13 protein-coding genes and 1 pseudogene are annotated in these 21,554 nt (G+C 39.3%); all 14 read left to right on the top strand.

The window, feature by feature from the left end:
* A pseudogene (locus APF76_02695) lies at positions 1-2,391 on the top strand.
* 270 nt (positions 2,392-2,661) lie between these two features.
* A complete protein-coding gene (locus APF76_02690; protein ID KUO52065.1) occupies positions 2,662-4,239 on the top strand; it encodes a hypothetical protein in 1,578 nt (525 codons plus the stop codon).
* Between the two features lie 10 nt (positions 4,240-4,249).
* On the top strand, positions 4,250-4,987 hold the full coding sequence (locus APF76_02685) for a macrolide ABC transporter ATP-binding protein (protein KUO52064.1): 738 nt from the start codon (positions 4,250-4,252) through the stop codon (positions 4,985-4,987).
* The gene (locus APF76_02680) at positions 4,984-6,150 is read left to right on the top strand and encodes a hypothetical protein (GenBank protein KUO52063.1); all 1,167 of its coding nucleotides are present in this window, start codon (positions 4,984-4,986) and stop codon (positions 6,148-6,150) included. The genes APF76_02685 and APF76_02680 overlap by 4 nt, the downstream gene beginning before the upstream one ends.
* Positions 6,151-6,463: 313 nt before the next feature.
* Positions 6,464-7,852: a hypothetical protein gene (locus APF76_02675; protein KUO52062.1), complete on the top strand. Its 1,389-nt coding sequence runs from the start codon at positions 6,464-6,466 to the stop codon at positions 7,850-7,852.
* A 33-nt stretch (positions 7,853-7,885) separates the two neighbouring features.
* Positions 7,886-9,379, top strand: a complete 1,494-nt coding sequence (locus tag APF76_02670; GenBank protein KUO52061.1) for a hypothetical protein — start codon at positions 7,886-7,888, stop codon at positions 9,377-9,379.
* A 119-nt stretch (positions 9,380-9,498) separates the two neighbouring features.
* Positions 9,499-11,502, top strand: a complete 2,004-nt coding sequence (locus APF76_02665; protein KUO52060.1) for a hypothetical protein — start codon at positions 9,499-9,501, stop codon at positions 11,500-11,502.
* A 293-nt stretch (positions 11,503-11,795) separates the two neighbouring features.
* Complete coding sequence (locus APF76_02660) at positions 11,796-12,269, top strand: hypothetical protein (protein ID KUO52059.1); 474 nt, start codon at positions 11,796-11,798, stop codon at positions 12,267-12,269.
* A 28-nt stretch (positions 12,270-12,297) separates the two neighbouring features.
* Complete coding sequence (locus APF76_02655; GenBank protein KUO52058.1) at positions 12,298-16,590, top strand: 2-hydroxyglutaryl-CoA dehydratase; 4,293 nt, start codon at positions 12,298-12,300, stop codon at positions 16,588-16,590.
* A gap of 270 nt (positions 16,591-16,860) precedes the next feature.
* Positions 16,861-17,904 (top strand): secretion protein HlyD, encoded by a 1,044-nt coding sequence (locus tag APF76_02650; protein KUO52057.1) that lies wholly within the window; start codon positions 16,861-16,863, stop codon positions 17,902-17,904.
* The gene (locus tag APF76_02645) at positions 17,897-18,799 is read left to right on the top strand and encodes a multidrug ABC transporter ATP-binding protein (protein ID KUO52056.1); all 903 of its coding nucleotides are present in this window, start codon (positions 17,897-17,899) and stop codon (positions 18,797-18,799) included. The genes APF76_02650 and APF76_02645 overlap by 8 nt, the downstream gene beginning before the upstream one ends.
* Positions 18,799-19,722, top strand: a complete 924-nt coding sequence (locus APF76_02640; protein KUO52055.1) for an ABC transporter — start codon at positions 18,799-18,801, stop codon at positions 19,720-19,722. The genes APF76_02645 and APF76_02640 overlap by 1 nt, the downstream gene beginning before the upstream one ends.
* Positions 19,715-20,824 (top strand): transporter, encoded by a 1,110-nt coding sequence (locus APF76_02635; GenBank protein ID KUO52054.1) that lies wholly within the window; start codon positions 19,715-19,717, stop codon positions 20,822-20,824. Before APF76_02640 ends, APF76_02635 begins: the two co-directional genes overlap by 8 nt.
* Positions 20,825-20,855: 31 nt before the next feature.
* Positions 20,856-21,515, top strand: a complete 660-nt coding sequence (locus APF76_02630; GenBank protein ID KUO52053.1) for a TetR family transcriptional regulator — start codon at positions 20,856-20,858, stop codon at positions 21,513-21,515.
* Positions 21,516-21,554: the final 39 nt, after the last annotated feature.

Genomic DNA, 21,554 nt, shown 5'->3' with positions numbered 1-21,554 from the left:
TCACTTGAAAAAACAGGATATACCTTTGTTGGCTGGAATACAGAAAGAGATGGAAGTGGGATAAGCTATCTAGAAGATTCAAGCCTAACAATGAGTACAGCAAATATAACCCTGTATGCGCAGTGGAAAGTAAACACATATATAGTGAGCTTCAATAGTAGTGGTGGAAGTGTGGTAGCGGATATTACAGCAGACTACAGTACAACCATAACAGAACCAGTAGACCAGACAACAAAGGAAGGATACATTTTTTTAGGGTGGTATAAAGAAGCGGGCTTAACCAATGCCTGGAACTTTACAGTAGACAAAGTAACAGAGGATATCCTCTTGTATGCAAAGTGGATAGACAAAGAAACCATTATGATGACACCTAACCCAGCTAACATACTAGGCAGCAAAAGCTTTAGGCAGGTATTTACATTAAACATTGTTAATGACACAGTAACAGGATCAGTATATGCATCAGATATAAGCCTTGAAGGAGTATTAGATGGGCTAGATATAGCAACAGTTGACAAAACAAGTCCAACAACAGTTACAGCAGAGGTTTATGGGAACCTAGATAGTGAAGGAATAGGTACAATTACATTAAACGATAGCAAGCTGACAACCAGTATAAGTCCATTAACAGCAGAAGTAGCAGTTACCCTTAATAGCATAGCCTATGACGGGAATGGAAGTATAGGAGGAAGTATACCAAACGATAACAATAGATATGCAGAAGAGGTAACCATTACAGTCCTGGGTAATACTGGTTCACTTGAAAAAACAGGATATACCTTTGTTGGCTGGAATACAGAAAGAGATGGAAGTGGAACAAGTTACGGAGCAGGTTCGAATCTAACTATGGGTACAACCGATGTCATCTTATATGCCCAGTGGAGCTTCAATAGATACACAGTCACCTTTAAGGACTGGGATGAAACAGAACTGAAAACAGAAACCGTATATCACGGAAGTAACGCAACGGCTCCTGATAATCCAACAAGGTCCGGCTATAGGTTTACAGGCTGGGATGAAGAATTTACCAATATAACAAGTGATTTAACCATTACAGCTGAATATAGAAGAAATAGCAGCAATTCAAAACCGGAACAAACACAAGTAGCAACTACAGTATATGTTAACGGACAGGAACATGCAGCTGGAACAGAAACCGTGACAGAGGAAGATGGAGGAAGAAGTGTAGAGCTAAGAGCAGATGCCAATGCACTAAATGAAAAATTAGATGAAGCTATAAAAGAAAATGAAACAAGTGGTAGTACAACCGAAAACAAAGTAGAAATACCCGTAGCAGCAAGTAATGCAAATCAGATCAAGAGTATCTTAACTGGTGACATAGTAAAGAAAATGGACCAAAATAACTTTACACTTGCCATAACAACTGAAAAAGTAGATTACATCATTCCTGCTAAAGAAATAGGAATTGATCAAGTAGCAGCAATCTTAGATGTAAAAGCAGATTCTTTGAAAGATATAGAAGTAGAGGTGCAAATAAACAAACTAAATGAAACTCAACTAAAAGAAATTGAAGAGAATGCAAAAGTCAAAGGGCATGAAATCCTATTCCCACCAGTAGAATTTAAAGTAGTAGCAAAGACAACAACAACTTCTGGCGAAGTAAGAGAAACAACAGTTTCCGAGTTTTCAAGTTATGTAACAAGAGTCATGGAAATACCAACAGGTGTTGACCCAACTAAAGTTTCAACTGGGGTAGTTTATAATCCAGACGGAACATTCTCACACATACCAACAACAGTATTTGAGAAAGATGGCAAATGGTATGCAAAACTAAATTCACTAACCAACTCAAGCTATTCAGTAATTTGGAATCCTACAACAGTAGCTTCAGTAGAAAATCATTGGTCAAAAGACGCTGTAAATGACATGGCATCAAGACTAGTAATTAAAAACCCAGAAACATTTGAACCAAATGGTAGTATTACTAGAGGAGAATTTGCAGAATACATCACAAAAGCTCTTGGAATATATAGAACGGGTGTAGCAGAGCAAGGTAAATTCCTTGATGTGGAATTAAATAATAAATTAGCAGATGCTATAACAATAGCTACAGAGTATGAGATTATTACTGGCTATCCAGACGGTACATTCAGACCAAATACAGAGATAAGCAGGGAAGAAGCTATGACTATCTATGCTAGGGCAATGGATATAGCAGGGTTAAAGGAAGTAGATAACAGCAGGATAGACAAATATAAGGATAAAAATCAAATTGCTGATTGGGCCTATGAATTTGTAAAGAAAACAGTTAGTGTAGGTGTGTTCAATGGCAAAACCCATGAAACTATTGATCCGAAAGGCACCTTCACCTATGCAGAAGCAGCAATAGCAATTAGAAACCTATTAACCGAGGCTAAATTAATCAATTGATAAAGGTTCTTAGGATTACCATGTTTCATAGAGGCTCTGGATGCATTTCAGGGCCTTTTTCATATTACAACCCATTAATGGGTAAAATTACCATTGAAAAATATGGTTAAAGAAACTAGAACTATAAAGGGTTTTGGCTACTATTTCTAGAACTTGTCTAATATTCTTCCAAAATTTATAGAATATGTGAAACAAAGATAGCAGTTAACCAGTCTATATATAAGGGAGTATTCACGCATACATAGATAAATGTAAAACTGGAGGTAATGTATGAAGAAGATAGTAATTGCAGTAGTGATTGTAGCAGTATTAGTAGGAGGCGGATTTGGTGCATGGAAATGGTTCTCGGGTAAAAATGACCCTATGAATGAAGAACCTGTAATTGCAACAGCACCAGTAGAAATGGGAAATCTAGAGGTTTTGGTTGAAGGTTTTGGGCCCTTGCTTCCAATTGACGAGAAGGAGGTTAGCTCCATAGCTTCTGGAACAGTTCAAAGGATTGCCGTAGGGGAAGGAGATAGAGTTACTCAAGGACAGGAACTGGTGATTCTGGAAAATAGAACTCTGGCAATGGAGGTCCAACAAAAGCAATTAGAACTTGAGCAAAAACAAAACCAACTTGCAAGGCGTTTAAATACAACTCCTGATCAGTTAAATGCAGTAGGTGCAGAGCAGGCTTTAAAAATAGTTGCTCCTGCAAGTGGAAGGCTTACAGATTTTACCCATAAGGTAAAAGAAGAAATAGATTCAGGTGTTTCCGTAGGCAAGATTGTAGATGATAGTGGTGTTGTAATTGAAGTTATGACTACAAGTCAAGTATATAGTAAAATTAAAGCTGGAGACAACGTAAAGGTCCATTTCAGTGAGTTCAGCGGTGAATTAGAGGCTACTATTAATGAGCTTGATAGTAATCCGGTTCCTGGGGAACAAGGTTTTTCTTATACAGCAAGCATCTTACTTGATAATCCGGGGCTACTAAAGGTGGGAATGAAGCCTCAGGTTATTTTCAGTATTCCAGGACAGGAGGTGCAACTGCAGGGTGAGATAGTAAAATATAAGGCAGAAGAAAATATAGTACCAGGTGTTAGCGGTGACCTCACTTCTGTAGATGCAAAAAATGGAGATTGGGTTACTAAAGGGGACCTAATAGCAACTGTTGAGGAAGGCGATGCAATGACAGATGTAATATCCGATAGATTACAGATAAGCAGTCTTCAACTCGACCTTGAAGATAAGGTAAATCAAATGCAAAATATGGTTGTTAGAGCACCAATAGATGGAATAGTTGTAGAAGTTCTTGTGCAAGAAACAGATAAAATTACTGAGGGTACTAAAGTTCTTAAAATTGAAAATTATGATATGATGCAGGCTGAGGTTATGATTGATGAATTTGATATTGCTAAAGTCCATAAAGGACAGGAAGCAGTTGTCACAGTTGATGGAATGCCCGGTACTGAATTTGCAGGTCTTGTTTTTGATGTAGCTTTAATGGGAGAAAGCAGGGAAGGTTTAGCGGGCTTTCCGGTAAGGGTAGATATTCCGGCTCCTGAAGGGTTACGAGGAGGAATGAATGCTAACGTTTCTGTGTTCATTGATTCTAAAGATAATGTGATGCTTGTACCAATTGAAGCTGTTTATGAAGAGGGTGGGCAAAGCTTTGTTCAAATCCTTGAAGGGGATGTACCCGTAGCACAAGAGGTTAACATAGGATTAACAAATGATAGATATGCAGAGGTCATATCAGGCTTGGAACTCGGCACAATGGTTGTTGTGGGTAGTTCTATGGATATGATGAACCCAGATTTTGGTCGGGGTGGTACTCAGGTCGAAAAAGCAGTTAGGTATTAGGTGTTATACTATGATTAAATTAGAGAATATAACTAAAACATATGCTACTGGTAAATTGTCGGTTGAAGTTTTAAAGGGGATTAGCATAGAAATAAATGATGGGGAAATGGTTGCCATAATGGGGCCATCTGGATCGGGAAAGTCAACCTTAATGAACATTCTAGGTTGTTTAGATGTCCCAACAGGTGGTACTTATCTTCTTAACGATCAAGAGATACAGAAAAAGAACAATAGGCAGCTGGCGATCATTAGAAATAGAGAATTGGGATTTATTTTTCAAAAGTATAACTTAATTCCACAGCTAACGGCTGCTGATAATGTGGAAATGCCACTGATCTACAGAGGAATGTCCACAAAAGAACGAGTAAAAAGGACTAAGGACGCTTTAGAGAGGGTTGGCCTTTCCCATAGAATAAAGCATAAACCAACAGAAATGTCAGGGGGAGAACAGCAAAGAGTTGCCATTGCAAGAGCATTAGCATCAGAACCTCATGTATTGTTAGCTGATGAACCGACGGGCAACTTGGATACGAAAACAAGTGAAGAAATCATGACTATTTTTCAAGAGCTAAATGATCATGGTATGACACTAGTTTTGGTCACCCATGATTTTGATATAGGTGATCACTGTAAAAGATTAATTCGAATTCAGGATGGAATGATTATTGGTGATAGTCAGGTTAAGAACAGAATAAGTGCCAAGGATTCCTTAGCAGACATGAACCAGGATAAGGCGGTGGTTTCATGAAAAGTTTAATATTAAGCTTTAAGTCTGCATGGCTAGGTATCATGGGAAATAAAGTTAGATCCTCTCTTACAATGCTAGGTGTAATTATCGGTGTGTTTTCAGTTATTACTCTAGTATCGGTAGGAACAGGAGCAAGGCAGCAAATGATGATGCATATGGAAAGTATGGGAACAAATGTGATTCAGGTTTATGCCCAAGGATGGAATGTAAGGTTTACTTTAGATGATATTGATGAGTTAAAGGAAAGGGTTCCTTCCATAAAGAATGCAGTTCCTAATATGGAAAACTGGAGTAATATTAGATGGAGAAATCATGAGGATCAGTTTGGGTATTCAGGTACCACAGAGAACTACCTTTCAGTTACGGATAGCAAGCTTACAGATGGAAGATTTTTAACAGGTGGAGATGTTGAGTATAGGCGTAGGGTAGCAGTAGTAGGTGATCAGGTGGTAGTGGACCTTTTCAAAAATACTAATCCAATTGGGGAAACCATTAATATACAAGGGCAAAAATTCTTAGTAGTAGGTGTAATGGAGAGAAAGGGTAAGGAGTACGCAATGGGTCCTGATAGAAATATATTTATACCAATTACTTCTGCAATGAGAATAATGGCCACTAATAGGATCCAAGGTATTACCTTGAAGGCAAATAGCGCAGAAGATGCTAAAATCGCTAAAGTACACCTTCAGAGGATTTTCGATAAAAAATATGGTGGCCCTGATTCAGTTCATTTACAATCCCAGGATGAGTGGTTACAGCAGGTTGAGGAAATGAACAGGATAATGACCCTGGTGTTAGGTGCAATTGCTAGTGTTTCACTGCTTGTGGGTGGAATAGGCATTATGAATATTATGCTTGTTTCAGTTACTGAAAGGACCAGGGAAATAGGAATAAAAAAATCAATAGGGGCTATGAATCATCATATTCTAATACAATTTTTAGTTGAATCAATGATTATTAGTGGAGTAGGAGGTGTTATCGGAATATTATTAGGCTTCGGTGGTGCTGCATTGGTTGGAAAGTTTGGGCCAGAGACAGCAGTATCGGCTACTTCGGTTATTGTATCATTTGGTTTTGCTATGGGTGTAGGAGTAATATTTGGAGTTTGGCCAGCGATGAAGGCGGCTTCCATGAATCCTATAGAAGCCCTACAAAGAGAATAAAAAGCAAGGAATTGTAGCTTCTGTCTTATAGTAGGAAAATGGCATGCTGTGCTCACCTAGCAATTAAATTATAACAATTCTATAAGCTTATTCCAGCTAAAAAGCCTATGCTTTGCAAACTCGCTTTGCTCAAACAGTGCAAATCATTACGTCTTTTTAGCCTACATAAGCTAAGAATTGTAAAATAATTTAATTATGGTTCGCCCATATGCCATTATCCCAGAAGTGCGGATTTTAGCTTCTGTCTTCTGAATTCTGACTTCTGTATTCTGATTTTAAGACTTCTGTATTCAAATTTAAAGGGGGAAATAATATGCTAAAAAGCAAACTGTCAACAGTATTCTTCACTTTCATTCTTATACTTATCTTATCTGTACCAGCTTTTGCAGCTTCTACATATTTAGTTGATAAGCAGGGAGATCAAGAGCATCCTGTTGTTTCGGGAGATATTGTAGTTTATGAGGACCATGCTGATGGTAAACCAGGTATCTTTATGTATGATTTTTCAACTGAGAAGACAAAGAGAATAGGCAGCACAAGTAGCAGCCAGTCTGCACCCCATACTGATGGTGACTATGTAGTTTGGATTGATAATTCCTTTGATGTTCAGTCCATCAATTTATACAGCATAGCTACTGAGGAAACTACTAAACTTACGAGTGTTGGTTCTGAAAAAAGGAGTCCAAAGGTTGATTATCCATGGGTAGTCTGGTCTGAATACAAGGATAATAGCTGGGATATCTATGCTTATAATATTTCAACAAAAGCAACAAAAAAAGTCGCTAAGCATAATTATAATTATTTGAGAAAAGAATTGGATAGTGATGGCAACAGAAGAGCTCACTATGATGGGCAAGTTGGAGTAACAATTTCTGGTGATAAGATTGTCTGGACTGATTTTCGTAACCAAAAATGGGATTTATATGGCGCTGATTTAAATACAGGTGTAGAGTTTTCAGTTATAGTTGGGCAAAGAGATCAGTATAGTCCATTTTTAGAAGGAGAGCGTCTAGTTTATCAGGATAATAGAGAATTCCAAAGTAATATTTACCTGTATGATTTTAAGACTGAAAAAAGCACTTTGATCTGTGGTGCGGCTAAGGACCAGGAGTATCCCACGATATCTGGAAATGTAATTGCTTGGCAGGATTTTCGTAGCCAAAGATGGGATATCTACGGATACGATTTAAATTCAGGAAAAGAAATGGTCTTTAGTAATAAGCAGTATCATCAAACCTATCCATCAATAGATGGTAACAGACTTGTGTTTATGGATAATAGTAAATCAAGAGAAGACATATCTACTGTCAATTTGACTAGTGAACTTGTGGTTCCTACTGATTTAGATAGTATTTCTGGAATTAAGATAATAGTTAATGGTCGTTTGCTTGCTGCAGATGTTTCCCCAATAATGGAAAACGGAAGAGTATTAATTCCAGTTAGGGCTGTAAGCGAAGCATTAGGGGTCAACGTTGACTGGAAAAGTGATTCGCAAAAGATAATTCTAAGTGGAAGAGGCAAGAATGTAGAACTAACGATTGGAAGTAAACTTGCAACTATTAATGGAACATCACAGGATCTTGATGTTCCCGCTATGTTAACCCAGGGACGTACCCTTGTGCCTTTAAGGTTTGTTAGTCAGGCTTTTGGTGCTGCGGTTAATTGGGATGGTAATCAACAATTGGTGGAGATTTCCTTGTAAAAGGAAGTCTCTTTCACTAAAGGAGATGAGCTAATGTTTAGGAGAAAACGGAGTTTTTTAATAGTTTTAGTTTTGATTGCAGTATTTCTTTTTTCTGGTCCTCTACAAGCTGCAGAAAATGACCATTCCCTTGATCTTTTCAAGGAGGTTTTCCAATATACATTGGACCAGTATGTTGACGAATTAGATGAGAAAACGCTAGAAGAAATGGCAATAAAGGGTATGATGCAACAGCTTGATCCATATTCCCAGTACTTTGATGAAGAAGACTACAATGATTTTCAAACGGAGATGGATGGGTACTTTGGAGGGGTAGGACTACAAATTGAACAAATTGAAGATTACATAACAGTTGTTGCTCCTTTATCAGGAACACCTGGAGAAGCAGCAGGTATTATTGCTGGAGATATTATTTCCAAGGTTGATGATACAGATTTGACAGGCATGACACTCCAAAGAGCAGTAGATTTAATAAGAGGTGAATCTGGTACGCAAGTGAGACTTACTGTAATAAGGGAAGGGACCACGGAGCCCTTGGTATTTAATATAACCAGAGACATTATAGAGATCAAGGTTGTCGAAAGTGAGATGCTTGAGGGGCAGATTGGATATATTAAACTGAGCAGCTTTACCAGCTCTAGTCCTGTGCTCTATTCTCATGCCTTGAATAATCTACGTTCTCAGGGTGCTACAAGTATAATACTTGATTTACGAAACAATCCTGGTGGCTTATTGGGTGCTGCTATTTCTGTGGCAAATCCATTTTTAGAAGACGGGCTAGATATACTTCATATTGAAAGCAGGGTAGATGGAGATAATACATATTATTCTACATCAGAATCCATTGAATTGCCCCTTGTTGTCTTGGTGAACAAGGGTAGTGCTAGTGCTAGTGAAATTGTTGCAGGTGCCGTCCAGGACCATGGAGTAGGCACTTTAGTTGGCACTACAACCTTTGGGAAGGCAACAGTACAGCATCTGCATGAGATATCAAGTGGTGGTGCACTAAAAATGACAACCGCTAAATATCTTACTCCGAATAAACGGGCTATAAATGGAGTGGGAATCGAACCAGATGTCATAGTTGAGGATCCAGAAGAACAAATGAAAAGGGCAATTGAGATACTTAAAGGAAACGCAGTCCTTCCATCTAGCTCCCAGGCTATAACCTTTAAAATTGGAGAAAAGAAAATGTGGTTTGATGGTAAAACTGTGTCATTAAGTGAAGCACCTTATTTAGCAAAAAGTTCCGTAACTATGATACCCCTTAAACAAATTGCTGAACAATTAGACTTTAGGGTTGATTTTAATCTTCAAGAGCAGAAGATTACACTTACTAAACAAGAAAGTGTAATGGAAATGTGGCTAGGTAAAAAAGAGGCCCTTATTAATGGACAAGCTACCACTCTTCAATCAAATCCAGTAATAAAAAATGGAACTACACTTGTTCCAATTAGATTGCTGGCTGAGTTTCTTGGTACTCAAGTGAGTTGGATTGATGGGGAAATAACTTTTAGAATAAGATAATAAATAAAAATATCTTTGATAAATGTCGAAAATAAAGTTTTTTCAAAAGGGTTTTCATAAGAACTTGTTGAAGTAGTTTTTTAGGAATTAATGGAGAATTTAGGAGAGTGGTGGCACAAATGTTTAAAAGAAAAATGTTGACTGTTCTGATTTTATTGGTGTTCTTATTAAGTACTGGAGTTGCAGTTGCAGCTAGTCAGGTATTTAGTGATGTTCCTGGTAACCATTGGGCAGCAAAGGATATTGCAAGAATGAAGGCAAAGGGTGTTTTGGGAGGGGTTTCTGAAACACGCTATGCTCCTAATGACCCTGTTACACGAGAAATGCTGGTAGTAATGCTGGCTAGGGTCCTTGGTGAACAGGGTGAGGCATCAGGCACTATACCTGCAAGTTTTGTGCAAAGAGACAACGTTAGTAGCTGGGCGACAGGATCGATGAGCTATGCTGTTAGAGAAGGAATTATTAGCGGTAGCCTACTCCATAGTGATCCAAAAGGAGCTGTAAGCCGCCATGAAGTTGCAGAAATAGTTGTTAAAGCAATGGGATTAACAACTGAAGCAAATAGTAAACAAAATGTTATACTTGATTATTTTGATGCATCATCTATCCCGTTATCTTCTCGCGGTTATGTAGCTGTTATGAAGGATAAGGAAATCATGGCTGGAAGTTCTGATGGTAACTTTAATCCCAATGACCCATTAACAAGGGCACAAATAGCTTCTGTCCTTAATAGAGTTGATAATCATTTACAAAAGTTAACATCTACTACTGTCAAAGGAAAAGTATTTGGAATTTCCTCATCAGTACTGACAATTGAGAATGCTTCTGGTGTAATCGAACCCATTAACTTAGCTTCAAATGTTCTAGTATTTAGAGCTGGAGGAATAAGTGAATTAACATCTCTAAATTCTGGTGAGATGGTTGAAATTATTAAGGATTCTGGTGGCAAGGTGCTTTATATAGATCAGGGCCAATACCAATTTGATAAAATCACACTCGAAGGTGAAATTACTGACATAGTGGGTCAGACTATTAAAGTATTAACTATTAAATCAAATAATAACACATCTGATACATATACCCTTAGCTCTAGTGCTATCATCAGAATTGATGATCAAAATGGTGTGGCCTCTCAGTTGGCCAAGGGACAGGCTGTAACAGCAGTAATTTCAGACCAAAGCATTACATCCATCCATGTGTCGAATGCTCAGCGGGTTATAAATGGAACGATTACTGAAATAGATTTAGATGATAAAACCATTACACTTGAACGCACTAGTGATCTTGGGGAAATTGTCTTAAACATTGATAATAGCACAGAGATTATCTTATCAAAAAAAGAAATAGACTTGGAAGACTTAATTGAAGAACAAGAAGTAATGGTGATTGCAAGTGGAACAAAAGCTACTAGGATAGATGTGAATGATTTAGAAAAAACAATTACAGGAATTCTAGTAGAAATTTCCTATTCACCAGATGTAACTTTGACAATTCTAAATGAGGACACTGACAAAGAAGAAACATATTATATTGATGCAGATGTTAGTATCAGAAGAGATCGTAACAGGGATCTTACTTTAAGACAGATATATGCTGGTGACGAAATTGATATAGACCTAATAAATAGAAACGTGACAAGCATTTATGCTACTAGTGTAGAAGATGATGCAGAGGGAACCGTTAAAGAGATTAGGTTGGGTGCAACACCGGCTATTGTAATAGTAACAGATGACGGGGAAGAAAAAACTGTTCCAGTTGCATCTGATGCTAGGATACGTAAGGATGGCGCTACAATCAACTTAAGGGAGATAGAATTTGGTGATTGGGCAGAGCTGGAAATTGAAGGAACCCAGGCCACAAGGGTTGATATTGAAGCAAAGTATAGTAATCGTTATCTAATAGGTACAGTTGAAAATATCCACGAGGCAGCTCAGGTTATAGTTATTTATGAAACTGAAACAAGAGAGAACAGACAGGTTTTCTGGGATTCAGACACTACGGTTATCAGAAATGACCGTACTAGAAGTGTCAGCTATCTTTCAGCAAAAGATGAAGTAATAATTACTGGCATTTATGAGGGTGGCCTTTTCTGGGCAAGAACCATCGTAATCGTAAGCAATTAACACCAAAAAGGTGACCAGGTTTCCCTGCGTCACCTTTTGCTTGTGCAATCAATGTGCACCCAACAAGGGTGACGCGGGGACGTTTCCTGTGTCACCCTTGTTTGTGTGCTATCAGAAAACTAGTCTGAAAGGGACATGCAATTTCAAGCAATACTAAGATATTTCAAGAGAAACACTACTTAGATAGCTGAAATTAGTTTGTTAATAACAACTATGAATAAAAACATTAGTTGTACATTGCAACTAATGTTTTATAATAAGAGTAGGACAAAAAAGAAGAGGGTTAATAAGATATGGACAAGGAGATTGAAAATACCATCCAGAGTTTTTCAGTAGACGATGCACTTGGTTTTGTAATTAATCGTGCCGCAATTATAATGAGAAAAAGATTGAATCATATTTCTAATAAGGAAGGTGTTGATATAACACCTGAAGAGTTTGCCATACTAGGTAGACTATGGGAGGAAGACGGACTTCTCCAAACAGTTTTAACTGATAAAACACTAAAGGATAAAACAACGGTTACCCGTTTATTGGAAAGATTAATCAAAAAATCCTTAATTAAAAAAAAGGTTGATGAAACAGATCGAAGAAACTTTCGAATATACCTTACAAAAAAAGGTAAAATCTTAATGTTGAAGATGATACCCATTGTCATTAGCCTCACAGAAACAGCTTGTAAGGATATCAATCAACAGGATTTAATGACAACCTTAAGAACACTAAGAATGATAGTTAAAAATTTAGATAACGATGATGTTGAGTAATTTTCTGCGGATTAAAGGAGAAAAAGAAATGAGAAAAATCCTGCATATCGGCTTGGATGTTGGTTCCACAACAGTAAAGATAGCAATTATTGATGAAAGGGATAACCTTGTTTTTACTCATTACCAGAGGCATTTTTCTGATGTCCAGCATACGGTTAGCAATCTTTTGCAAAAATTGTATACTCAGTTACGGACCAGGGAGGTAACCATGAATGTGACTGGCTCCGGAGGAATTTCTGCTTCAGAACAGTTGGGAGTACCTTTTATCCAGGAAGTTATTGCTTGCAGTCAGGCGGTGGAACGGTTTATTCCTACCACAGATGTCGCTATTGAACTGGGCGGGGAAGATGCAAAGATTACTTACTTCGGAGACTCTCCTGAGCTCAGAATGAATGGGACTTGCGCTGGCGGAACCGGTTCTTTTATAGATCAAATGTCTATTCTGCTGAAGACGGATGCTTCCGGATTAAACGAATTAGCAAAAAAACATACAGTAATATATCCCATTGCTTCCCGTTGTGGGGTTTTTGCGAAAACAGATATTCAGCCTTTACTGAACGAAGGTGCAGCTAAAGAAGATATTGCAGCGTCTATCTTTCAAGCAGTGGTGAATCAGACTATTGCAGGTTTAGCCTGTGGAAAGCCTATTAAAGGAAATGTAGCCTTCCTCGGGGGACCGCTAAGCTTCTTGTCAGAATTGCGTCAGCGTTTCATCGAAACCTTACATCTAAGACCCGAAAACATCATTGCTCCGGAAGATGCCCAGTATTTTGTAGCTATTGGAGCGGCCCTAGCTTCCAAAAAAGGAGAGGCCTGTACATTCAAAGCTATCTACGAAAAAATTCCGAGCTTGCATAGTTTGGGGTCGTCGACGAAGCTTCTTCAGCCGCTATTTACCTCCCAAGAAGAATATGAGGATTTTCACTTCAGACACAGTGAGAGTTCTGTCAAGAAGCGGCCATTAAAGGAAGTGACCGGTCCTTGTTTCCTGGGGATTGATGCTGGCTCGACGACTACCAAACTCGCCCTTATTGATAGGAATGGATATCTAGTTTATTCCTACTATGGGAGTAACGAAGGAAGTCCATTAAATTCAACCATTACAGCTCTGAAGGATTTATATAAAAAATTGCCTTCCAAAGCTTTTATCGGTTCGTCAGTAGTCACAGGGTATGGTGAAGCTTTGCTTAAGGCTGCCCTACAAATTGATCATGGGGAAATTGAGACGATAGCTCATCATAAGGGTGCAGAGTATTTTCTCCCGGGAGTGGATTTTATCCTGGACATCGGGGGACAGGATATGAAATGCATGCAAATTAAAGACGGAGTGATTCATAACATCATGCTGAATGAAGCCTGTTCCTCAGGCTGCGGTTCTTTCATTGAAACGCTGGCGGAATCCATTGGAATCCCCCTCAATGAATTTGTACAGAGGGGTATGTTTTCTAACACACCAGTCGACTTAGGAACCCGCTGTACAGTATTTATGAATTCCAAGATTAAGCAGGTCCAGAAGGAAGGCGCGGATATTGGCAGTATAGCCGCAGGAATAGCTTATTCGGTGGTAAAAAACGCTCTTTACAAGGTTGTCCGTTTACGTAGTTCTGAGGAGGTAGGTGAAAAAGTCGTTGTTCAGGGAGGTACATTTAATAACGAAGCTGTTTTAAGAAGCTTTGAGATTGTAACCGGAAGAAATATGATTCGTCCGGACATTGCAGGAGTTATGGGTGCTTTTGGGGCAGCTCTCATCGCTAGGGAGAGATACCAGATAGACACAAAAACTGGGTTACTCACAATCGATGAACTGGAAGATTTCAATACAAGGACCAGTACGAGGTATTGCGGATTATGCGGCAATAATTGTCTCCTGACAGTAAACAGATTTTCAGATGGGCGGGAATTTTTCTCTGGAAACCGTTGTGAACGAGGAGCCGGTCTTGAAAGTACTACCAGTAAGCTTCCCAACCTTTTTGAGTACAAATATAAAAGAGTTTTTAACTATCAGCCTTTAAGTAAGGAAGAAGCTAGACGCGGGGAGATTGGGATACCTCGGATACTGAATATGTATGAGCATTATCCTTTCTGGTTTACCTTATTTACAGAACTGGGCTTTAGGGTGATATTATCTGCCCGATCTTCTAAAAAGGTATTTGAATTGGGTATGGAGACTGTATCGTCGGAATCCTTGTGCTATCCTGCTAAACTGGCCAATGGTCATATCAAAGAACTTCTTAATCGGGGAGTGAAAGTGATATTTTATCCTTGTCTTCCCAAGGATGAAAAAGGGATGGAGGGAGTCAATAATAATTATAATTGCCCTATCGTAACCTCCTATCCCGAAGCTATTAATGCCAATATTGACGAGTTGAAAAGAGAAGATGTAACTTTTCTTTATCCTTTTCTTCCTATAGATAATATGGTAAGAATGAAGGTCAGGATATACGAAGAATTCAGCAGGTTTGGGGTATCCAAACAAGAAGTTGATAAAGCAGTAGATAAGGCATATCTCGAAAGAAAGGCTTTTCAGAAGGATATTAAGGATGAAGGGGAAGAAATCCTAAACTATTTGCAGAAAAATCAAAGGAAAGGGATTGTTCTAGCAGGTCGTCCATATCATCTTGATCCAGAGATTAACCATGGAATTTCGGAGATGATTACTGGTCTGGGATTGGCTGTTCTTACCGAGGATTCCATAGATCATCTGGGAAAAGTAGAAAGACCTTTAAGGGTATTGGACCAATGGGTCTATCATTCTAGACTCTATGCTGCTGCCAGTTTTGTAGCCACAAGGAGTGATTTGGAACTGGTACAGCTTAACTCTTTTGGCTGTGGTCTAGATGCTGTTACTACAGATCAAGTTCAGGAAATCCTGCAACAATATAGAAAAACGTATACTTTGATTAAAATAGATGAGATTAATAATTTAGGGGCAGTAAGAATTCGTATTCGTTCACTTCTGGCAGCAATGAAGGAAAGGGAAAAGAAGAACATTCAGCCTCAAAAACTTTACGATATTCCTCAACGGGTTGTGTTCACGGAAAAAATGCGGCAAGAATATACTATCCTTGCCCCTCAGATGGCTCCTATTCACTTCGAATTAATAAAGGAAGCCATACGGATGGAAGGCTATCAGCTCGAGATTTTGCCGGATGTAGAAATGGGAGTTGTGGAAGAAGGGCTGCGGCATGTCCATAATGATGCTTGCTATCCTTCGATTATTGTTGTGGGTCAGATTATGGCGGCTCTTAAATCAGGACGGTATGATCTTAGCCGGACGGCTGTTATAATGTCTCAAACCGGAGGAGGATGCCGGGCTAGCAACTATATCGGTTTCATTCGCAAGGCGCTGCAGGAGGCGGGAATGGAATATATCCCAGTTGTATCTTTGAATACCGGTGGTTTGGAAAAGAACCCTGGATTCAAAATAACTAAAAGAATGGTCAAAAGGTGCATTATGGCTATGGTTTATGGGGATCTGCTTATGCGGTTGACGAATGCTGTGAGACCTTACGAAAAAAACATTGGAGCAACAAATAAATTGTTAGAAAAATGGCTTAAGGAATTGAAATCGAGTTTAACCAGGATGAGTATGAAGGAGTATCATCAGAATATTTGCAGCATCGTGAGAGAGTTTGAAACCATGGAAATTCTTGATATTCAGAAGCCTAAAGTAGGAGTTGTTGGGGAAATCCTCGTCAAGTTTCACCCTTTTGCCAATAATTATATCGTGGATATCCTGGAAAAAGAGGGTGCTGAGGCGGTCGTACCTGACTTGCTGGATTTTTTCCTGTACTCTGCATATCAGGGCATTTACAGTCGTAAAAAACTTTCAGGAACTTTCAAAACAGAGCTTATTTCGCGATATTTAATTTGGACGCTGGAAAAGTATCGCAGGGTGATGAAAAGAGAATTGAAAAGAAGTAAGCGTTTCCATCCCCCCAAAAGTATTTTTGAACTCGCCGATATGACTCAAGAGATTATGCATCTGGGACATCAATCTGGGGAAGGCTGGTTCCTGACGGCAGAGATGCTGGAGCTGATTGAAAGTGGTGCAAGTAATATTGCTTGTCTACAACCTTTTGCCTGTTTACCCAACCATATTACAGGGAAGGGTATGGTAAGAGAACTCAAAAGGCGGTATCCTCAAGCTAATATTGTGCCGGTAGATTACGATCCTGGATCCAGCCAGGTCAATCAGGTGAATAGAATAAAGCTTATGTTATCTGTTGCCTTCAAGAATATGGAAGTTCCAGAGGAGAGTTTGAGAACAATGCACCCACTTGAAGAGATTAGTTTTTTCGATGAGATTAAAGCAAAGTAAAGAAATTAAGATTGCTTTTCTGACTGGACGATGTTACTATAATACCATAGTGAGTGATTACTCACTATGGTATTATTTAATTAATAAGGGCATTCCTTAGCAGTGAAGTCGTTCAGCCAAAGCTGAACATTGAGGAATCAGATGGAGACTCTACTCCACCTGATTTAGAGCCACTTATAAAAGTGGGTGTGTTAACCCATATGGAATATTATCGATAAAACTAGAATACTAAATAGAAGTGTGTTCGCGTACATTAAAGGGGGAGAGGCAATGGAGAAGAGAAAGAAGATTATATTGCTTATTGTAGTGCTGGGAATTATAACAGGCTCATTCTGGGTCTGGCAGGCATATTTTAGGGGTGAACAGCAAGATATTCAGGCTGTTTGGAAGACATTTTTTAAAGGTGACAAGCAAGAAATAGAGGCAACGGGCACCATTGAAGCAACTACTATACACCTCAATGCTACGCTGGCTGGATCAATCAAAGTCTTAGATATAAAGTCAGGAGATAAGGTGCAAAAAGATCAGTTAGTAGCTGAATTAAGCCGCAATGAATTAGTAACCCAGCGGGAGAGAGACCAATTAAGTGTAGTAAAGGCAGAAGCGGCCCTGGCTGACTTAAAGTCAGGAGCTAGGAATCAGGAAATAAAAGAAGCTGAGGCTAACGTCAATATTGCTCTAGATAACTTGAGCAGTAGAGCTGACGATGTAGAAAGACTACAAACCTTATTTGAAGCAGGAGCCATATCCCAGATAGAGTATGAGAAAGCTCAGACAGCTCTTGAAATTAGCAAAAATCAAGTTCTGGCTGCTGAGGCTCGTTTTAATCTTTTGCAAGCGGGCAGTCGCCAGGAATTGATTAATGCCGCCCAAGTCGAAATAGACCGCAACAAAGCCATCCTTAAAACTACTGATGCCATGCTTGAGGATCTAAAAATCTACGCACCCATTGATGGCATTGTTTTATCAAAAAATTATGAATTAGGGGAGTATGTTACACCGGGGGCTTCTATAGCTACAATTGGTAATATGGATGATCTTTGGGTTAAAGTCTATATACCTACCGATGACCTTCCCAAAGTATTTTTGGGACAAAAGGTATTTTTGACAGTAAGCGGATTGTCCAAAAACTTTGAAGGTATTGTTGAGGAGATAGCTACCAAAGGCGAATTTACACCCAAGACTATTCAGACCAAAAAGGAACGTACAAATGTGGTCTTTGCGGTAAAAATCGGGATTAATAGCGAGGGTGGTATTCTTAAGCCTGGCATGCCTGCTGATGTGGTTTTCGCCGGGGGTAATCAAGATGATTAAAGCCGCAGGAGTGAGTAAGTCCTTTGGCACTATTAAAGCTATCAGCACAGTAGACCTCCAGGTAAAAGAACAGGAGATTTGCGGCTTGGTTGGTCCGGATGGGGCCGGCAAGACCACCTTGATCCGGATGATTTGTGGGCTTATTACACCTGATGCAGGCCAAGTCTGCATTTTGGGCACAGCACCTGAACGCCTTGTTGAAAGAGATCAGCTTGGCTATATGCCCCAGCGTTTCAGTCTTTATGGAGATCTGACTGTGATGGAGAATATTAATTTTTTTGGTGCAATGTATAAACTGGACAAGAAAACTATAAATCAGCGGGCTGATGAAATATTGGAGATTAATAATCTCATCGATTTTAAGGACCGCTTTGCCGATAATCTTTCGGGAGGAATGAAACAAAAGCTTGCCCTCACCTGTTCCTTAGTGACCCGCCCGAAAATTCTAATCTTGGATGAGCCTACTTATGGCGTTGACCCTGAATCACGCAAAGAATTCTGGAGAATTGTATATCAGCTTAATAAAGAGGGCATGACCATCTTAATTTCTACACCTTATATGGATGAAGCTGAACTTTGTACTAAGGTGGCCTTTATAGACAGGGGTAGGATAGTTAAAGTTGATTCACCCCAGGGACTTAAAGAAAAATTTCCATTTACTGTTGTAGAACTGCTGGCCAATTTAAAACAAAAAGCAGTCCTCCAAAATTTGACTGGAGTACAGGATTTCTACTTTTTTGGAGACCGTTATCACCTCGTGCTACAGGAGACAGCCACGGTGGAGGATATTCGGCGTTCCCTTGAGCAGCAGGGGGTTATTGTCAGGTCCATTCAGATAATTAGGCCTTCCATGGACGATGTCTTTGTTTCACTAGCTGAGAAAGAGGTGGTCTAATGGAATACGTTGTAGAAACTCGTGATTTGACTAGAGTTTTTGGTAATTTTACAGCTGTTGATAAACTTAACATCCAAATTAAGCCTGGTGAAATATATGGTTTTCTGGGGCCAAATGGAGCAGGAAAATCAACAGCTATCAGAATGCTGTGCGGTATTCTGGAACCTAGTGCTGGATCAGGCACTATTCTGGGGTATGATCTCCTGCAGGAAACTGAAAAAATAAAGAGTCATATCGGATATATGTCTCAAAAGTTTAGTCTATATAATGATCTTACCGTTTTGGAAAACTTGAATTTTTATGCTGGCATTTATAGTATTCCCAAGGAAGTCCGTCAGCAGCGTATTCAAGAAATGATAGCTATGGCAGGTTTAATAGGCCGCGAGAAGGAACTGGTGGCTAATCTTAGTGGGGGCTGGAAGCAGCGATTAGCCTTAGGTTGTGCTATTATTGCCCGTCCATCTATTGTGTTTTTGGATGAACCTACAAGTGGTGTGAGTCCCACTAGCCGAAGGATGTTTTTTAATATCATTCAGGAATTAGCTGATCAGGGTACGACCATCATGGTTACTACCCATTTTATGGATGAAGCGGAGCGCTGCCATAAGATTGCTTTTATTTCGTCTGGAAAGCTGATGGCCATAGATACTCCTGACTATTTAAAAAGGAATACACTAGAGGGTTTTCTTGTAGAATTAGCCATACCCCAGGCCATGGAGAAAATTAGTGAACTTGAAAGTTTAGCTTATGTTAAAGACTGTACCATTCACGGTCCGTTACTCCATGTCTTGTTAAATAATCAAAAGCATATGGAAGATTTGCGCAACTTAACAGGGGTAGAACCTAGACCTATAGTTCCATCTTTAGAGGACGTATTCATGGCTCTGGCCAAACGTCAAAGGGAGAGTGAATGTAGTGCATAGAATAATTGCTGTGTTAAAGAAGGAATTTTTACAAATGCGTCGGGACAGGATGACACTAGGCATGATATTTATGCTTCCATTGGTCCAGCTTTTAGTGTTTGGGTTTGCCATTCAGACAGAAGTAAAACATATTTCTACAGTAGTATTTGACCAGAGTTTAACTAGTGAAAGCCGGGAGTTATTGGATTCTTTTAGTGCTTCGGGCTATTTTGATATTACGTATGTAGCGCATAACTATGATGATGTGAACAAAATGATAGACAGCGGTAAGGCAAAGGTAGGGATCGTTTTTCCTCCTGACTTTGCCGCAAGTATAAATAGGGGTGTTCCAGCACAGGTGCAGGTACTGGTGGATGCAAGTGATAATATGGTTGCAAACCAGGCTATTGCTATAGCAAATTCTATTGGTTTGATTAAATCCCAGGAGATGCTCTCTGCAAAGATTAATATGGAAGGTCCGCCTTATGATATAAGGGTACGCCCTTGGTATAATCCTGACGGAATAACGGCTTATTACATGGTACCAGCTATTTTGGGTATTGTGGTGACGATGACCATGGTTCTTGTCACTTCCATGGGGATTGTGCGGGAAAGAGAACGAGGGACTTTGGAGCAATTGATGGTAACACCTATTAAACCCTTGGAGTTAATGGTTGGTAAAATAGTACCATATATTGTCCTGGGGTACTTACAAATTACAGTGGCTCTGATTATTGGTGTTACTGTTTTTGGTGTTCCCATAAGGGGTAGCCTATTAGAGCTTTATTTGTTAACCCTCTTTTTCATCACCGCCTCACTAGGGTTGGGTATTCTGATTTCCAATGTGGCCAAGACTCAGATGCAAGCCATGCAGATGGGCTTCTTCGTTCTGCTGCCCAGCATCTTGCTGTCGGGTTTCATGTTTCCACGGGAGGCCATGCCCCGTCTGATTTATTACATCGGGAACTTTATTCCCCTAACGTATTATCTGGACATTATCAGGGGGATAGTATTAAAGGGTATTGGCTTTCCTTATCTCGTGGGGCAGGTTACATCCTTGGTGGTCTTTACTGTGGTCTTATTAACTGTGAGTACCCTGAAATTTAAGAAAAAAATTGCCTAGCAGTGATAAAATATGAAAGGTTGAAATATAAATGAATGAAAAAAAAGATGATGCTTTAGGTGTTCTTTTACAACAGTATCTAGAGACTGAAAAAGATGTTACTGATAAACAAAGACGTGTTTTGGAGGCTGCAGTTGAAGTTTTTTCTGAAAAGGGTTTTGCAGCCGCATCTACAAGTGAAATTGCACAAAAAGCTGGTGTTGCTGAGGGGACAGTTTTTAAGCATTATAAAACTAAAAAAGGCTTGCTGTTTAGTATCCTTTCTCCAACCATTTTAAAGCTTGGGGCACCTATATTGATCAGGGATTTTGAGAAGGTCTTGGAGGCAGAATACCAGCACTTTGGGGATTTTTTACGTGCTTTAATTGAAGACAGACTTGAATATGCAACGAAAAATACTGCTGCGGTAAAAATTCTTGTTAATGAGGTATCCTTTCATCCAGAACTACGAGAAATGTTAAAGGAAGTTTTTAATGAACGGGTTTTGCCACGACTTCAAAAGGCTATTAAGCATTTTCAGGAAAAAGGGGAATTGGCAAAGCTACCTGATTCAACCATTATCAGGTTGATAATCAGTACTACCGTGGGATATGCTGCCGCAAGGCTTATTATGCTGCCCGATAATGATTGGAATGATGAGGAAGAGATTGAAATGATGATAGAATTTCTCTTGAAGGGACTAAGGCCATAAACAGATAAATTAATAATGTTTTAATATTTTGTTAAGGAT

The organism is Desulfitibacter sp. BRH_c19 (assembly GCA_001515945.1).
Taxonomy (GTDB): Bacteria; Bacillota; DSM-16504; order Desulfitibacterales; family Desulfitibacteraceae; genus Desulfitibacter.
Note: the sequence above shows the minus strand (reverse complement) of the source record. Positions and strands in the feature narration are given on the sequence as shown.

Coding starts and splice junctions, on each gene's coding strand:
- APF76_02685 (KUO52064.1), top strand. CDS start 4,250: ATGATTAAATTAGAGAATATAACTAAAACATATGCTACTGGTAAATTG.
- APF76_02655 (KUO52058.1), top strand. CDS start 12,298: ATGAGAAAAATCCTGCATATCGGCTTGGATGTTGGTTCCACAACAGTA.
- APF76_02680 (KUO52063.1), top strand. CDS start 4,984: ATGAAAAGTTTAATATTAAGCTTTAAGTCTGCATGGCTAGGTATCATG.
- APF76_02660 (KUO52059.1), top strand. CDS start 11,796: ATGGACAAGGAGATTGAAAATACCATCCAGAGTTTTTCAGTAGACGAT.
- APF76_02630 (KUO52053.1), top strand. CDS start 20,856: ATGAATGAAAAAAAAGATGATGCTTTAGGTGTTCTTTTACAACAGTAT.
- APF76_02645 (KUO52056.1), top strand. CDS start 17,897: ATGATTAAAGCCGCAGGAGTGAGTAAGTCCTTTGGCACTATTAAAGCT.
- APF76_02690 (KUO52065.1), top strand. CDS start 2,662: ATGAAGAAGATAGTAATTGCAGTAGTGATTGTAGCAGTATTAGTAGGA.
- APF76_02675 (KUO52062.1), top strand. CDS start 6,464: ATGCTAAAAAGCAAACTGTCAACAGTATTCTTCACTTTCATTCTTATA.
- APF76_02665 (KUO52060.1), top strand. CDS start 9,499: ATGTTTAAAAGAAAAATGTTGACTGTTCTGATTTTATTGGTGTTCTTA.
- APF76_02670 (KUO52061.1), top strand. CDS start 7,886: ATGTTTAGGAGAAAACGGAGTTTTTTAATAGTTTTAGTTTTGATTGCA.
- APF76_02640 (KUO52055.1), top strand. CDS start 18,799: ATGGAATACGTTGTAGAAACTCGTGATTTGACTAGAGTTTTTGGTAAT.
- APF76_02650 (KUO52057.1), top strand. CDS start 16,861: ATGGAGAAGAGAAAGAAGATTATATTGCTTATTGTAGTGCTGGGAATT.